General features: G+C 65.9%; 18 protein-coding genes and 1 pseudogene. 9 read left to right on the top strand and 10 right to left on the bottom strand.

Annotated features, from left to right (window positions below):
- Positions 1 to 31: 31 nt before the first annotated feature.
- The 4 genes from rnk to N5C91_RS00425 all read right to left on the bottom strand — a co-directional run bounded on the left by rnk (position 32) and on the right by N5C91_RS00425 (position 2,196).
- The gene (gene rnk / locus N5C91_RS00440) at positions 32 to 436 is read right to left on the bottom strand and encodes a nucleoside diphosphate kinase regulator (RefSeq protein WP_279826851.1); all 405 of its coding nucleotides are present in this window, start codon (positions 434 to 436) and stop codon (positions 32 to 34) included.
- Between the two features lie 182 nt (positions 437 to 618).
- Positions 619 to 825 (bottom strand): DUF1289 domain-containing protein, encoded by a 207-nt coding sequence (locus tag N5C91_RS00435; RefSeq protein WP_279826848.1) that lies wholly within the window; start codon positions 823 to 825, stop codon positions 619 to 621.
- Positions 803 to 1,138, bottom strand: a complete 336-nt coding sequence (cyaY, locus tag N5C91_RS00430) for an iron donor protein CyaY (RefSeq protein ID WP_024762102.1) — start codon at positions 1,136 to 1,138, stop codon at positions 803 to 805. Before cyaY ends, N5C91_RS00435 begins: the two co-directional genes overlap by 23 nt.
- On the bottom strand, positions 1,135 to 2,196 hold the full coding sequence (locus tag N5C91_RS00425) for an AraC family transcriptional regulator (RefSeq protein ID WP_236174294.1): 1,062 nt from the start codon (positions 2,194 to 2,196) through the stop codon (positions 1,135 to 1,137). The genes cyaY and N5C91_RS00425 overlap by 4 nt, the downstream gene beginning before the upstream one ends.
- A gap of 153 nt (positions 2,197 to 2,349) precedes the next feature.
- Between N5C91_RS00425 and N5C91_RS00420 the strand changes: the two genes are divergently transcribed.
- The 6 genes and pseudogenes from N5C91_RS00420 to N5C91_RS00395 all read left to right on the top strand — a co-directional run bounded on the left by N5C91_RS00420 (position 2,350) and on the right by N5C91_RS00395 (position 6,049).
- On the top strand, positions 2,350 to 2,490 hold the full coding sequence (locus tag N5C91_RS00420) for a lipoprotein (RefSeq protein ID WP_017520757.1): 141 nt from the start codon (positions 2,350 to 2,352) through the stop codon (positions 2,488 to 2,490).
- Positions 2,491 to 2,596: 106 nt separating this feature from the next.
- Positions 2,597 to 2,812 (top strand): annotated as a pseudogene (locus N5C91_RS00415) (diaminopimelate decarboxylase); the annotation flags it as partial.
- Positions 2,813 to 2,825: 13 nt separating this feature from the next.
- Entirely contained in the window at positions 2,826 to 3,656 is an 831-nt protein-coding gene (gene dapF / locus N5C91_RS00410) for a diaminopimelate epimerase (RefSeq protein ID WP_236174293.1), read from the top strand.
- An 11-nt stretch (positions 3,657 to 3,667) separates the two neighbouring features.
- Positions 3,668 to 4,369 (top strand): DUF484 family protein, encoded by a 702-nt coding sequence (locus N5C91_RS00405; protein ID WP_236199240.1) that lies wholly within the window; start codon positions 3,668 to 3,670, stop codon positions 4,367 to 4,369.
- 85 nt (positions 4,370 to 4,454) lie between these two features.
- Positions 4,455 to 5,360, top strand: coding sequence for a tyrosine recombinase XerC (gene xerC / locus N5C91_RS00400; RefSeq protein WP_236174291.1), 906 nt, complete (start codon positions 4,455 to 4,457; stop codon positions 5,358 to 5,360).
- On the top strand, positions 5,357 to 6,049 hold the full coding sequence (locus N5C91_RS00395; protein ID WP_236174290.1) for an HAD family hydrolase: 693 nt from the start codon (positions 5,357 to 5,359) through the stop codon (positions 6,047 to 6,049). The genes xerC and N5C91_RS00395 overlap by 4 nt, the downstream gene beginning before the upstream one ends.
- 171 nt (positions 6,050 to 6,220) lie before the next feature.
- Here N5C91_RS00395 and sutA read toward each other — a convergent pair whose 3' ends face one another.
- The 4 genes from sutA to glnK form a co-directional block, all read right to left on the bottom strand.
- Positions 6,221 to 6,553 carry a transcriptional regulator SutA gene (gene sutA, locus N5C91_RS00390; RefSeq protein WP_054910833.1) on the bottom strand — a complete coding sequence of 111 codons (333 nt, stop codon included), beginning with the start codon at positions 6,551 to 6,553 and terminating at the stop codon, positions 6,221 to 6,223.
- 78 nt (positions 6,554 to 6,631) lie between these two features.
- A complete protein-coding gene (locus N5C91_RS00385) occupies positions 6,632 to 7,057 on the bottom strand; it encodes a secondary thiamine-phosphate synthase enzyme YjbQ (RefSeq protein WP_236174289.1) in 426 nt (141 codons plus the stop codon).
- Positions 7,058 to 7,163: 106 nt separating this feature from the next.
- Positions 7,164 to 8,498 carry an ammonium transporter gene (locus tag N5C91_RS00380; protein ID WP_236174288.1) on the bottom strand — a complete coding sequence of 445 codons (1,335 nt, stop codon included), beginning with the start codon at positions 8,496 to 8,498 and terminating at the stop codon, positions 7,164 to 7,166.
- A 41-nt stretch (positions 8,499 to 8,539) separates the two neighbouring features.
- A complete protein-coding gene (glnK, locus tag N5C91_RS00375; RefSeq protein ID WP_003457590.1) occupies positions 8,540 to 8,878 on the bottom strand; it encodes a P-II family nitrogen regulator in 339 nt (112 codons plus the stop codon).
- A 403-nt stretch (positions 8,879 to 9,281) separates the two neighbouring features.
- Here glnK and N5C91_RS00370 point away from each other — a divergent pair, with 403 nt between their 5' ends.
- On the top strand, positions 9,282 to 9,554 hold the full coding sequence (locus N5C91_RS00370; RefSeq protein WP_024762093.1) for an accessory factor UbiK family protein: 273 nt from the start codon (positions 9,282 to 9,284) through the stop codon (positions 9,552 to 9,554).
- Between the two features lie 39 nt (positions 9,555 to 9,593).
- A complete protein-coding gene (locus tag N5C91_RS00365) occupies positions 9,594 to 11,084 on the top strand; it encodes a YifB family Mg chelatase-like AAA ATPase (RefSeq protein ID WP_279826830.1) in 1,491 nt (496 codons plus the stop codon).
- Here the strand turns inward: N5C91_RS00365 and N5C91_RS00360 are convergent.
- The gene (locus N5C91_RS00360; RefSeq protein WP_279826829.1) at positions 11,081 to 11,569 is read right to left on the bottom strand and encodes a RidA family protein; all 489 of its coding nucleotides are present in this window, start codon (positions 11,567 to 11,569) and stop codon (positions 11,081 to 11,083) included. The genes N5C91_RS00365 and N5C91_RS00360 overlap by 4 nt on opposite strands.
- Before the next feature lie 28 nt (positions 11,570 to 11,597).
- The gene (locus tag N5C91_RS00355) at positions 11,598 to 11,828 is read right to left on the bottom strand and encodes a DUF1127 domain-containing protein (protein ID WP_279826826.1); all 231 of its coding nucleotides are present in this window, start codon (positions 11,826 to 11,828) and stop codon (positions 11,598 to 11,600) included.
- A gap of 184 nt (positions 11,829 to 12,012) precedes the next feature.
- Between N5C91_RS00355 and N5C91_RS00350 the strand changes: the two genes are divergently transcribed.
- Positions 12,013 to 13,461 (top strand): PLP-dependent aminotransferase family protein, encoded by a 1,449-nt coding sequence (locus N5C91_RS00350; protein WP_279826823.1) that lies wholly within the window; start codon positions 12,013 to 12,015, stop codon positions 13,459 to 13,461.
- Positions 13,462 to 13,478: the final 17 nt, after the last annotated feature.

Genomic DNA, 13,478 nt, shown 5'->3' with positions numbered 1-13,478 from the left:
CCGGGCACCCGGGCAAAACGAAGGCAGTGACTCAGCGATCGAAGTCGCCGGCTGCTTCTGGCTGGTATTCCACTTCCAGCAGGGTCAGCTTCAGCGTCTTGCCGCTGGGCGCCGGCCAGTCGATGCTCTGGCCAGTGGTCAGGCCGAGCAGCGCAGTACCCACCGGGGCGAGGACCGAGACCTTGCCTTCACCGCCGACACCGGCCGGGTAGACCAGGGTCAGGTGGTACTCCTTGCCACTGCTTTCCTCGCGGCAGCGCACGGTGGAGTTCATCGTGACCACGCCCGGCGGTATCTCGTCGTGGCCGACCACCGTGGCGCGGGCCAGCTCGGCCTCCAGCGCCTCGGCCGCGGGGCCGTACTCATCCAGGCTGTCGAGCATGCGCTCCAGACGTTGCAGGTCGAGTCGAGTAACGGTGATCGGTGTCGTGGTCATGATGGTTGGCAGTCTCCTTACAGGAGAGCCCCGGACGCTCGCGCGTTCGGGGCCCTGGGTGTTCTGGCAGTAAAGACGTTCGGAGAACGAACGTGCAATGAATTCCGAAAAAAGAAAACCCCGCCCAAGGCGGGGTTTTCCCGGACACTAACACAGCACAGAAAATAAGCAACACCGACCAGTCACCACTTCGGCTGGTGGTTGTTTCGGCGCTTTTCGCAGTCCGCCAGGATCGCCCGGCGACGCTCACTGTCGGCCTCGTTCCACTCCAGGATTTCGTCCAGGGTGCGACCGCAGCCGACGCAGATATCCGCGTCGTCCAGGCAGCAGCGCCGGCAGCAGGGCGAGGCGACGCTCGCCTGCGCGTCAGATGCCGGGGAAGTCGACATCCTCGCCAGCCTGTTCCAGCGTGGCGCGATTGAGCAGCGCACCCAGCGGTTCGCGGGTGCTGTCGCAGATCCACAGCGAGCCGGATTCGTCGTAGTCGAAGTGGAAGCCACCGGAGCGCGCCGCCACCCACAGCTGGCGCAGCGCCGGCTGGCGGCTGAGAATCAGCTGGGTACCGTTCTCGAAGCGCACGGTCAGCACGCCGCTGGAGTTTTCCAGGTCGAGGTCCAGGTCGCTGTCGTCGAAGGCGTCCTCCACCGTTACCTGTACGGCGTCCACCAGGTCGTGGAAGCGGGCTTCGCTCAAAGTGCTCATGCATCGTCCTCGGAATCAGTCAAAGGCACCAGTTTACGCCGGTATTCGCCCAGACTCTGCCCCGTCCAGCGCCGGAATGCGCGGGCGAGCGAGCCCGCCTCGCTGAAGCCCAGCAGGTAGGCGATGTCGGCGGTGTCCAGCGCCGGGTCGCGCAGATAGTGCAGCACCAGTTGCTGGCGGGTTTCGTCCACCAACTGGCTGAACGACAGGCCGGTATCGCGCAGCCGGCGCTGCAGGGTACGCGGGCTCAGCGCCAGCGTCTGCGACAGGCGCTCCAGGTCCGCGCCCTGCTCCGGCAACTGGCGCGCCAGCTCCAGGCGCGCACGGTCAAGCACGCTGTCGCCCTTGTTGATTTCCACCAGCAGGCGCTCGGCGTAGGCATCCAGGGTGCGCTGCACCTGGGCGTCCGCCTGGCCGAGCGGCAGCGCCAGCAGGCGTTTGGGAAAGACCAGGGCATTGTCCGGCTGATCGAACAGCACCGGGCAGCGGAAGATGCGCTCGTGCTCGCCGGTGTCCGCCGGCGCGCCGTGGCTGAAGCGCACTTCGAACGGCGCCTCGTCCACCCCACTGACCCAGTGACCGAAGCTGACCCAACCGGCCAGCGTCTCTTCGCTCATCTGCCGCTGCTGTTGCGGCAGCAACGGCTCCCAGCAGTGCTTCACCAGTGGCTCGCAGCCTTCGCGCGGCGGCTCGTCGGCCAGCTCCACGCGCCCCAGGTTGCCCACCAGCGCGGCATAGCGTGCCTGGCGGTGCAGCGCATCGGAGAGGGTCGCGCAGCTCATGATCAGGTAGCCGAGCACGCCGTAGTAGCCGGGCCGCACCGCCTCGCCCAGGTGCAGGCCGAGATTGTCGTCGCCGCTCAGGCGCACGCCGGCGCCCACCAGCTCCAGGTAGGCGCTGGCGGCGATGCGCTGGTCGCGCTGGGCAAGGATCGAAGGTTCCAGCTGCACCGTCCCCAGCAGGCGCGCCGGGTCTACGCCGTGGCGCTGCAGATGCTCCACGAGCCCCTGCAGGTAGGCCACCGACACCGAACTGGGCAGGGGATCGCGATAGTCCATGGGGCTTTCCGTTTTTTGCCGGCCATCATAGGGCCAGTTGCCCTTCCCGCGCGAGCCGCAAGCCCCGCCGGGCGGGAGCCCGCTTGAATAGGCAAGCCGACGGGGGGCCGGTATACTCCGGACCCATTGACGCTTTATTACAAGGATTCCGCCATGAAGCGACTGCTGCTTCCCTTCGTCGCGATCGCCCTGCTGACCGCCGCCATCGCCGGCTGCGGGCAGAAAGGCCCGCTGTATCTGCCGGACGACGAGAAGGCCAAGAACGAACACAGCAAGGACCGCTACGGTCTCTGAGGGCGTTCCCATGGACGCCTTCGACGTCCGCGACGGGCAGCTGTTCGCGGGGGCCGTGCCGTTTTCGACGATCGCCGCAGGTATCGGCTCGTCGACCTGCGCCATGGGCGATCTGCTCGCCCGGCCCCGCAGCCCTGGCCTGGAAGAAGGCGGCCTGCTGGCCGTCCATTCGACCGGCGCCTATGGTTTCGTCATGAATTCCAACGACAACACCCGGTGCCGCGCCGCCAAGGTGCTGGTGGATGGCTCAGCCGCGCAGGCGTTGCGTCGCCGCGCGACACGACATGAGCTGTTCGCCGGCAACAGCCTGCAGCCGGACTGAGGCCGAGACGACGATGCTTCTGCGCTTTACCAAGATGCATGGGCTGGGCAATGACTTCATGGTCCTGGACCTGGTCAGCCAGCACGCCCATGTGCAGCCACGCCACGTGAAACAATGGGGCGACCGCAACTTCGGGGTCGGTTTCGATCAGTTGCTGATCGTCGAGCCGCCGAGCACGCCGGAGGCGGACTTCCGCTACCGCATCTTCAATTGCGACGGCACCGAGGTCGAACAGTGCGGTAACGGCGCACGCTGCTTCGCTCGCTTCGTGGTCGACAAGCGCCTGACCGCGAAAAAGACCATCCGCGTGGAAACCAAGGGCGGCATGATCGAGCTGACCATCGCCAACGATGGCCAGGTCACCGTCGACATGGGCCCACCGCGCCTGGCGCCCGAACAGGTGCCGTTCAAGGCCGACGCCGAGGCGCTGAGCTATGGCGTCGAAGTGGACGGCCAGCGTTACGAGCTGGCGGCGATCTCCATGGGCAACCCGCACGGCGTGCTGCGCGTGGACGACGTGGACAGCGCACCGGTACGCACCCTGGGGCCGAAACTCGAAGTCCACGAAAGCTTCCCGCAGAAGGCCAACATCGGCTTCCTGCAGATCGTCAATCCGCACCATGCCCGCCTGCGCGTCTGGGAACGCGGCGCCGGCGAGACGCTGGCCTGCGGCACCGGCGCCTGCGCTGCGGCAGTCGCCGGCATTCGCCAGGGCTGGCTGCAATCGCCGGTACAGATCGAGCTTCCCGGCGGACGGTTGTCCATCGAGTGGGCAGGACCGGGTGAGCCCGTTATGATGACCGGGCCCGCGGTGCGGGTGTTCGAAGGCCAGGTACGTCTATAACCGGGACGCTTATGACCGATACTCCGCAGGACCCCACCGTTACGCTCGAAGCCGAACAGGTCGCCGACTATCTTCGCCGGCATCCTGAATTCTTCGTCGATCATGACGAGCTGATCCCGGAGATGCGCATTCCGCACCAGCCGGGCGATGCCGTGTCGCTGGTGGAGCGCCAGGTGCGCCTGCTGCGCGAACGCAACATCGAGATGCGCCATCGGCTGTCGCAGCTGATGGACGTGGCTCGCGACAACGACCGCCTGTTCGACAAGACCCGCCGCCTGGTGCTCGACCTGCTCGACGCCACCAGCCTGGAGGAAATTGTCAGCACGGTGGAAGACAGCCTGCGCCACGAATTCCTCGTGCCCTACGTCAGCCTGATCCTGTTCAGCGACAATAACCTGCCAGTGGGTCGCTCGGTGAGCAGTGCCGAAGCGCACCAGGCTATCGGCGGCCTGCTGTCCGGCGGCAAGACCGTCTGCGGTGTGCTGCGCCCCCACGAACTGGCCTTCCTGTTCTGCGACAGCGAACGCGAGCAGGTCGGCTCCGCCGCCGTGGTACCGCTGACCTTCCAGGGACTGCACGGCGTGCTGGCAATCGGCAGCCCCGATCCGCAGCACTACAAGAGCTCGCTGGGCACCCTGTTCCTCGGCTACGTCGCCGAAGTCCTCGCGCGCACCCTGCCGCGCTTCGCCACGCCACTACGCTCGGTACGCTGAGAGCGGCGGCAAGCTGCAGGCTTCAAGCGGCAGGCGGCCGAGTGCTTTTTCCTGAAGCCTGCGACCTGCAGCCTGGAGCCTTGCGTTGACACTTGAAGCCGACATCGAAGCCTATCTGGAACACCTGCGCAGTGAGCGCCAGGTCTCCGTGCACACGCTCGACGGCTACCGCCGCGACCTGGCGCGCCTCGCTGCGCTGTGCGAGAAGTCCTCGATCCACGAATGGTCGGCGCTGCAAGTACGCGACCTGCGCCTGTTCGTCGCCCGACTGCACCAACAGGGCCTCGCCAGCCGCAGCCTGGCACGCCTGCTCTCGGCCACCCGCGGCCTGTACCAGTACCTGATCCGCGAAGGCCGCTGCCGGCACGACCCCGCCGACGGTCTCGCCGCGCCCAAGGGCGCGCGCAAGCTACCGCGCACGCTGGATACCGACCGCACCGCACAACTGCTCGACGGCGGCGTCGAGGATGACTTCATCGCCCGCCGCGACCAGGCGCTGCTGGAACTGTTCTATTCCTCGGGCCTGCGCCTGTCCGAGCTGGTCGGCCTCGACCTCGAGTGGCTGGACCTCAAGGACGGCCTGGTGCGCGTGCACGGCAAGGGCAACAAGGTCCGTGAACTGCCGGTCGGCCGCGCCGCGCGGCAGGCCATCGAGGCCTGGCTGCCACTGCGTGCCACGGTTTCGCCGCAGGACAACGCCGTGTTCATCGGCCGCAGCGGCAAGCGCCTGACACCCCGCGCCATCCAGTTGCGCGTGCGCGAAGCTGGCGTACGCGAGCTGGGCCAGCACCTGCATCCGCACATGCTGCGGCACTCCTTTGCCAGCCATATGCTCGAATCCTCCCAGGACCTGCGCGCGGTGCAGGAGCTGCTCGGCCACGCCGACATCGCCACCACGCAGATCTACACCCACCTGGATTTCCAACACCTCGCCACGGTCTATGACCAGGCGCACCCTCGGGCACGCCGTAAACCCGGAGCAGAAGAATGAGTATCCGTCTGGTCACCTTCGACCTCGATGACACACTGTGGGACGTCGCCCCGGTGATGAACAGCGCCGAAGCCACCCTGCGCGACTGGCTGGCGGTCAATGCCGCGCAACTGGGCCCGGTGCCCATCGAGCACCTGTGGGCGATCCGCTCGCGACTGATGGAGCAGGACCCGATGCTCAGGCACCGGCTCAGCGAGCTGCGCCGGCGCATCCTGTTCCACGCGCTGCTCGACGCGGGTTATCCACAGGCCGAAGCCAGCGATCTGGCGGAAGCCGGCTTCCAGACCTTCCTCCACGCGCGGCACCAGGTAGCACTGTTCCCCGAGGTACATCCAACCCTGGAGCAACTGGCCAATCGCTTCATCCTCGGCGTACTCACCAACGGCAATGCCGATGTGCGCCGCCTGGGCCTGGCCGATTACTTCCAGTTCGCCTTGTGCGCGGAAGAGCTCGGCGTCGGCAAACCCGATCCGCATCCCTTCCAGGAAGCGCTCAAGCGCGGTGGCGTAGCGGCAGAAAACGCCGTGCACATCGGCGACCACCCCAGCGATGACATCGCTGGCGCGCGCCGCGCAGGCATGAAGGCGATCTGGTTCAATCCGGCGCGCAAGCAATGGGACGGCGAAGAGGCGCCCAGCGCGATCATCCACAACCTCTCCGAACTGCCAACGATTCTGGCGAAGCTCTGACGGCTATTCGTAGGAGCGAGCTTGCTCGCGAACCAGGGCTCCCGGCTACCGCTGGATCCAGGCGATTCGCGAGCAAGCTCGCTCGTACAGCACGGCACGCGCAATAATCGGACATGAAAAAGCCCCGCCGCTCCTCACGGAACGACGGGGCTTTTCACGTCGCGTCAGATATCAGATAGGGCGGCTGCCGTATTTGCTATCCGGCTTCTTGGGCGGGTCGGCCACAACGTTCGGCTCGATCTCCTGCACCTTGCCACCACGAGTGAGGAATTCCTCCATCGCGCGAGCCAGTGCATCACGATCCTTCTGCTTGGCTTCGACCGAGGGCAGTTCCTCTTCTTCCGCAGCGGCCTTGGCTTTCTTGCCACCGCCCTTGGAAGAAGGGGCTTCATCCCCATCGCTGCTGTCTGCTTCGGCGTCGCCGTCGTCGGCTGCGGCGAGCTCCTCGCCATCATCCTCGTCAGCGCCGTCCAGCTCGTCCTGTTCCAGTTCTTCGTCGCTCATTGTTCAACCTCTGTGGTGCTGCAAAGCACGTTAGTTATAGCCCAGCTGCGCGCTTTGACGAACGCCGCCGGAAAAAATTCATACAAGCTCGCCCTGCCAGGTCGCCACTATCCTGCGCGGGCCGCCGTGGTCACGGTGCTCGCCCAGATAGATACCCTGCCAGGTGCCCATTGCCAAGCCTCCCTGCTGTATCGGCAGCGTCAGCTGACAGCCCAGCAGGCTCGACTTGAAATGCGCCGGAAGGTCATCCGGACCTTCGTAGTCATGTTCATAGCCGCTCTCGCCCTGTGGCACCAGGCGATTGAAGAATCGCTCGAAGTCGCGGCGCACCGAAGGGTCGGCATTTTCATTCAGCGTCAGCGAGGCAGAGGTGTGCTGCAGCAGCAAGTGCAGCAGGCCTACCCGGCACTGCGAGAGCTCCGGCAGGGCAGCCAGGATCTCGTCGGTGACCAGGTGGAATCCTCGCGGGCGAGGGCGCAGGGTGATGGACTTCTGCTGCCACATGGCGGGCACTTCTCCGTCGCTAACGGTGATGCGCGCGCATTCTAGCGTGCTGATCGAAAAAGCAAAGGGCGCCCGAGGGCGCCCTTCGTCGAACTTGCGCGAACCCTTACAGGTTGTAGCCGCGTTCGTTGTGCAGGGAGAGGTCCAGACCCACGGTTTCCTCTTCCTCGGTAACGCGCAGGCCCATGACCAGGTCCAGGACCTTGAGGATCACGAAGCTGACGATACCGGTGTAGACGATGGTGAAGGCCACGCCCTTGAACTGGGTGAACAGCTGCGCGCCGATGTCGGTCACGGTGCCGAAGCCGCCCAGGGCCGGCGCTGCAAACACGCCGGTGAGCAGGGCGCCGACGATACCGCCGACCGCATGCACGCCGAAGGCGTCCAGGGAGTCGTCGTAGCCCACGGCACGCTTGAGGCTGGTGGCGGCGAAGAAGCAGATCACGCCGGCAGCCAGGCCGATCACGATGGCGCCCATCGGGCCGCAGGTACCGGCGGCCGGGGTGACGGCCACCAGGCCGGCAACCACACCCGAGGCGATGCCCAGGGCGCTCGGCTTACCGTGGGTGATCCACTCGGCGAACATCCAGCCCAGTGCAGCGGCAGCGGTGGCGATCTGGGTAACCAGCATGGCCATGCCGGCAGTGCCGTTGGCGGCGGCGGCGGAACCGGCGTTGAAGCCGAACCAGCCCACCCACAGCAGAGCCGCGCCGATCAGGGTGTAGCCCAGGTTGTGCGGCGCCATGGCAGCGGTCGGGTAGCCCTTGCGCTTGCCCAGCACGATGCACGCTACCAGGCCGGCGATACCGGCGTTGATGTGCACCACGGTGCCGCCGGCGAAGTCCAGCACGCCCCAGTCCCACAGCAGGCCGCCGTCGCCGCTCCAGACCATGTGGGCGATCGGTGCGTAGACCAGGGTGAACCACAGCGCGGTGAAGATCAGCATGGCGGAGAACTTCATGCGCTCGGCGAAGGCGCCGACGATCAGGGCCGGGGTGATGATCGCGAAGGTCATCTGGAACATCACGAAGATGCTTTCCGGGAACAGCGCCGCGGCGGAGGTCAGGCCGGTGCTGGTCAGGCCGCTGAGGAAGGCCTTGTCGAAGCCGCCGACGAAGGAGGCGAAGTTGACCACGCCCTTCTCCATGCCAACGGTATCGAAGGCCAGGCTGTAGCCGTAGACGACCCAGAGAATGCTGATCAGCGCGGTGATTGCGAAGCACTGCATCATGATCGACAGGACGTTCTTGGCGCGCACCATGCCGCCGTAGAACAGGGCCAGGCCGGGAATGGTCATCAGCAGTACCAGCGCACTGGAAATCAGCATCCAGGCGGTGTCACCGCTGTTCAGGACGGGGGCCGCAGCCTCGTCAGCCAAGGCCAGACCGGGCATTGCGAGGGGCAATAGGGCGCCTAGCCCTGCGTATTTGCGCAGAGTCATTGTTGTTTCTCCTGGGGCGTGGGGTTCGGTGTGGGCTTGGCTTAGATCGCGTCGGTGCCGGTTTCGCCGGTACGGATACGAATCGCCTGTTCCAGATTTACGACAAAGATCTTGCCGTCACCGATCTTCCCGGTGTTGGCGGCCTTGGTGATGGCTTCGATAACACGATCCAGCTGGTCATCGGCGATGGCGACGTCGATCTTCACCTTCGGCAGGAAATCGACAACGTATTCCGCGCCACGGTACAGCTCGGTGTGGCCCTTCTGCCGGCCGAAGCCTTTGACTTCGGTCACAGTGATGCCCTGCACGCCGATCTCGGACAGCGACTCACGAACGTCGTCCAGCTTGAACGGCTTGATGATGGCTGTGACTAGCTTCATGTAACTCTCTCCCGTGTTTTGGTGGACCCGCCCCAGGAAGAACGAACCCGGAGACAAGTCTAAGCGCAGTGTCTGGCTTTTGTAATGCGCCGGCCGCCCTACCTCAGCACTCCGACTGCCTTGATCGAAGCGATCCACCGCCTCGCCTGCCGCACCGGAACTGCATCGGTGCACGCCATGTATGCCCCAAAGCATGAAGCTTGCCAGTTCGTGAAAATGCCCATGGCATCAGGCACTTGGCCGGAAACCGGGGTTTCTGGCGAAACGCCAGCGCCGCTCTGGCGCACCGAAAGCGCGCACGCCGAACGGGCACACTGCTCAAAAAGCGTGCAACCCCGCACGCCGCAGCCGGCGCCGGCTGCGTGATAGACTGCGCTCTGATTCAATCCGGAACCCATGAACCATGCTGCCGCCCAAAGCCTTCCTCGATGCCATCAGCCAACAAGCCGGACGCCTGTTCGGTGGCGAATCGCCCCTGCCGAAGGCCGAGCTGGAAGCCCAGTTCAAGGTTCTGATGCAGAGCGCCTTCAGCAAGCTCGACCTGGTCAGCCGCGACGAATTCGACAGCCAGATGGTCGTCCTCGCCCGTACCCGCGCGCGCCTCGAGGCGCTGGAAGCCAAGGTCGCGGAAATGGAAGCCAAGCTCTCGCCGCCCGCCGCCGAACCCGCCGAGTAATCCCCTCCTGGCGGGCGGCATGCGATCCAGGAGTGATCCATGTCCCTCGCCATCGTCCATAGCCGCGCCCAGGTCGGCGTGGAAGCGCCCGGTGTCACCGTCGAGGCGCACCTCGCCAATGGCCTGCCTTCGCTGACCCTCGTCGGCCTGCCCGAAGGCGCCGTCAAGGAGAGCAAGGACCGCGTCCGCAGCGCCCTGCTCAACGCCGGCTTCGATTTTCCGAACAGAAGAATCACGCTGAATCTCGCCCCGGCCGACCTGCCGAAGGATGGCGGGCGCTTCGACCTGGCCATTGCCCTCGGCATCCTCGCGGCCAGTGGCCAACTGGCCGACGCTGCCGGGCTGGACGAGCTGGAATGCCTGGGCGAACTGGCGCTCTCCGGTACGCTGCGGCCGGTGCCTGGCGTGTTGCCTGCCGCCCTGGCCGCTCGCGCCGCCGGCCACGGCCTGGTGGTGCCTAAGGAGAACGCCGAGGAAGCCAGCCTCGCCAGTGGCCTCACCGTCTATGCCGTCAGCCACCTGCTCGAACTGGCCGCGCACTTCAATGGCCAGGAGCGCCTGCGCCCTTACCAGGCGAACGGTTTGATGCGGGTAACGCCGCCCTACCCCGACCTTTCGGAAGTCCAGGGCCAGGCCGCGGCCAAGCGCGCGCTACTGGTCGCCGCTGCAGGGGCGCACAACCTGCTGTTCAGCGGGCCGCCCGGCACCGGCAAGACACTGCTCGCCAGCCGCCTGCCCGGCCTGCTGCCACCGCTGGACGAGGACGAGGCGCTGCAGGTTGCGGCGATCCATTCCGTCGCCGGGCGCGGGCCGCTGACTCACTGGCCGCAGCGCCCCTTCAGGCAACCGCACCACACCGCTTCCGCGCCGGCGCTGGTCGGAGGTGGCAGCCGCCCGCAGCCGGGCGAGATCACCCTGGCGCACGAAGGCGTGCTGTTCCTCGACGAGCTGCCGGAGTTCGATCGCAAAGTCCTGGAAGTGCTGCGTGAACCATTGGAAGGCGGCGAAATCGTCATTGCCCGCGCCAACGGCCGTGTGCGCTTCCCGGCGCGCTTCCAGCTGGTGGCGGCGATGAACCCCTGCCCCTGTGGCTATCTCGGCGACCCCAGCGGCCGCTGCCGCTGTTCGCCGGAGCAGATCCAGCGCTACCGCGCCAAGCTCTCCGGGCCGCTGCTGGACCGAATCGACCTGCACCTCACCGTCAGCCGGGAAAGCACCAGTCTCGCGCCCAGCGGCCCGAGCACCAGCAGCGCGGAACTGGCCACTCAGGTCGCCGCCGCCCGCCAGCGCCAGCTCGCCCGCCAGGACTGCGCGAACGCCTTTCTGACATTGAAGAAAATGCACCAATATTGTGCATTGAGCCCGGAAGACCAGGCCTGGCTGGAAAAGGCCGGTGAACGCCTGAACCTGTCGCTGCGCGCCCTGCACCGGATTCTCAAGGTCGCCCGCACCCTTGCCGACCTGCAGCAGGAAGACCGCATTGCGCGCCCGCACCTGGCCGAAGCGCTGCAATACCGCGCAGGGCACTAACGAGCCAGATCCTCAGCAACAGCGAGGAGACTCAACTCGACCGTCGCATTCTTCGGTAGCTGATAGACACCCACCGAAGTGCGCGTATGCACGCCAGCCGCGCCCAGCACCTCATACAGCACCGCCGATGCGCCATCGGCCACCTCGCTCTGCTGGGTGAAGTGTTCGGCGGATTGAACGAACACATTGAGCTGCAGCACCCTGCGGACGTTATCCAGATCACCCAGCGCCTGCCGCAGCAATGCCAGCGCACGCATCACGCAAACCTTGGCGGCCAGTTGAGCGTCCGCTAGCGACACGGCACTGCCCGCCCGGCCAGTGACGACGACTTCGTCGCCTACCCGTGGAATCTGCCCACTGAGGTGCACCTGGTTTCCTTCAATGAGGAAAGGCACGTAGTTACCGCCAATCTTGATCTCGCCGCTGAAGTCGTAGCCGAGTTCGGCGGCGATTCGGTCGAGCGCAGCTGCGCGTGTCTCGCTCATAAGCACTCCCTGATAGGTCAATTGCTGATCAGCAGCGCCAGAAAGGCCGCATCGCCTCCAGCTGCGCCTGCTCGCGGCTGATGCCAATGTCGCGCAACTGTTCGTCGGAGAGCTCCAGCAGTTGCTTGCGAGTGCGCACGCGGCGCCAGAACTGCTGCCAACGGCTTTCGCCCTGCTCACGCGGCGCCACACGGGTGCCGGGGATTTCCAGGAGTTCCTGTTGGTAAAGGGTCAGCCGCACATCGCTCAGGCCGCTCATGTCGTCGCTCCTCCAGTCGGGTTCTTCGGACGTGGGGCTAGCGTGACGAATCGGCGAAAACCATTACAGATTCAACAAGACAGAGTTTTTTCCATACAGGGCTGGGCGAAATCGGTCTGAATGGCGTATTTTTTCTCAATCTGTACTGCATCGAGCCGAATCGACTCGGCACGGGAGATCTGTCATGAAACGCTACGCGCAGCTGGCCGCCACCCTCGGCGAACGCATCGAACAGGGCCTGTATCGCCCCGGCGACCGCCTGCCCTCGGTGCGCGCGCTGAGCGAAGAGCACGGTGTCAGCATCAGTACCGTGCAGCAGGCCTATCGCGTGCTGGAAGATGACGGCCTGGTGGAGCCGCGGCCCAAGTCTGGTTACTTCGTGCCGGAACGCCGCGAGTTGCCGCCGATGCCGGCGATGACCCGCCCGGCGCAGCGCCCGGTGGATGTGTCGCAGTGGGACCAGGTACTGGAACAGGTGCGCCGCGCGCCGGGCGGCGATTTCGTCCAGCTCGGGCGCGGCACACCGGATATCGCCAGCCCGTCGCTCAAGCCGCTGCAGCGGGCGATGGTGCATGCCGCGCGCCGCACCGACCTGCAGAGCCTGGGCTACGAAGGCATCCAGGGCTCGCTGCCGCTGCGCGAGCAGATTGCCCGGCTGATGCTGGATTCCGGCTGCCAGGTGCCGCCCAGCGAAATCGTCATCACCACCGGCTGCCAGGAGGCGCTGGCCATCACCCTGCGCGCCATCTGCGAGCCGGGGGACATCATCGCCATCGATTCGCCGAGCTTCCATGGCGCCATGCAGGCGCTCAAGGCGTATGGGCTGAAGGCGCTGGAAATCCCCACCGACCCCAGCAACGGCATCAGCCTGGAAGCTCTGGAGCTGGCGATGGAACAGTGGCCGGTGAAGCTGATCCTGCTCACGCCCAACTGCAACAACCCGCTCGGCTACATCATGCCCGACGCGCGCAAGCGCGCCCTGCTGACGCTGGCGGCGCGCTACGACGTGCCGATCCTCGAGGACGACGTCTACGGCGAGCTGGCCTACGCCTTCCCGCGGCCGCGCAGCATCAAGTCCTTCGACAGCGACGATCGCGTGCTGCTCGCCAGTTCCTTCTCCAAGACCGTGGCGCCCGGCCTGCGCACCGGCTGGGTGGTGCCGGGGCGCTACCTGGACCGCATCCTCCACTTCAAGTACATCGCCAGCGGCACCTGTGCGCCGCAGCCGCAGATGGCCCTGGCCGAGTTCATCGGCGGCGGCCACTACGAGCCGCATATCCGCCGCATGCGCGCGCAGTACCAGCGCCACCGTGACCTGATGACCGAATGGGTCGGCCGCTACTTCCCCGAAGGTGCGCGGGTCACGCGGCCGCGCGGCGGCTTCATGCTCTGGGTCGAGTTCGACCCGCAGTTCGACAGCGTGCGGCTGAACCAGGAGCTGCGCCGCGACAACGTGCAGGTGGCGGCGGGCAACATCTTTTCCGCCTCGGGCAAGTACCGCAACTGCATCCGCATGAACTACTCCAACCGCGACCTGACGTTGATCGAAGAGGCCGTGCGCAAGGTCGGCGCCTGCGCCACACGACTCACCGCCGAACTCCGCGAACAGCAGGCGGAACCGCTGCCGGCCTGAGGCGAAACATTTATCCA

This window comes from Pseudomonas sp. GD03903 (genome assembly GCF_029840045.1).
GTDB classification, from domain to species: domain Bacteria; phylum Pseudomonadota; class Gammaproteobacteria; order Pseudomonadales; family Pseudomonadaceae; genus Pseudomonas; species Pseudomonas pseudonitroreducens.
This window is presented reverse-complemented; position numbering and strand designations above follow the sequence as displayed.

Coding starts and splice junctions, on each gene's coding strand:
- rnk (WP_279826851.1), bottom strand. CDS start 436: ATGACCACGACACCGATCACCGTTACTCGACTCGACCTGCAACGTCTG.
- N5C91_RS00435 (WP_279826848.1), bottom strand. CDS start 825: ATGTCGACTTCCCCGGCATCTGACGCGCAGGCGAGCGTCGCCTCGCCC.
- cyaY (WP_024762102.1), bottom strand. CDS start 1,138: ATGAGCACTTTGAGCGAAGCCCGCTTCCACGACCTGGTGGACGCCGTA.
- N5C91_RS00425 (WP_236174294.1), bottom strand. CDS start 2,196: ATGGACTATCGCGATCCCCTGCCCAGTTCGGTGTCGGTGGCCTACCTG.
- N5C91_RS00420 (WP_017520757.1), top strand. CDS start 2,350: ATGAAGCGACTGCTGCTTCCCTTCGTCGCGATCGCCCTGCTGACCGCC.
- dapF (WP_236174293.1), top strand. CDS start 2,826: ATGCTTCTGCGCTTTACCAAGATGCATGGGCTGGGCAATGACTTCATG.
- N5C91_RS00405 (WP_236199240.1), top strand. CDS start 3,668: ATGACCGATACTCCGCAGGACCCCACCGTTACGCTCGAAGCCGAACAG.
- N5C91_RS00395 (WP_236174290.1), top strand. CDS start 5,357: ATGAGTATCCGTCTGGTCACCTTCGACCTCGATGACACACTGTGGGAC.
- sutA (WP_054910833.1), bottom strand. CDS start 6,553: ATGAGCGACGAAGAACTGGAACAGGACGAGCTGGACGGCGCTGACGAG.
- N5C91_RS00385 (WP_236174289.1), bottom strand. CDS start 7,057: ATGTGGCAGCAGAAGTCCATCACCCTGCGCCCTCGCCCGCGAGGATTC.
- N5C91_RS00380 (WP_236174288.1), bottom strand. CDS start 8,498: ATGACTCTGCGCAAATACGCAGGGCTAGGCGCCCTATTGCCCCTCGCA.
- glnK (WP_003457590.1), bottom strand. CDS start 8,878: ATGAAGCTAGTCACAGCCATCATCAAGCCGTTCAAGCTGGACGACGTT.
- N5C91_RS00370 (WP_024762093.1), top strand. CDS start 9,282: ATGCTGCCGCCCAAAGCCTTCCTCGATGCCATCAGCCAACAAGCCGGA.
- N5C91_RS00365 (WP_279826830.1), top strand. CDS start 9,594: ATGTCCCTCGCCATCGTCCATAGCCGCGCCCAGGTCGGCGTGGAAGCG.
- N5C91_RS00360 (WP_279826829.1), bottom strand. CDS start 11,569: ATGAGCGAGACACGCGCAGCTGCGCTCGACCGAATCGCCGCCGAACTC.
- N5C91_RS00355 (WP_279826826.1), bottom strand. CDS start 11,828: ATGAGCGGCCTGAGCGATGTGCGGCTGACCCTTTACCAACAGGAACTC.
- N5C91_RS00350 (WP_279826823.1), top strand. CDS start 12,013: ATGAAACGCTACGCGCAGCTGGCCGCCACCCTCGGCGAACGCATCGAA.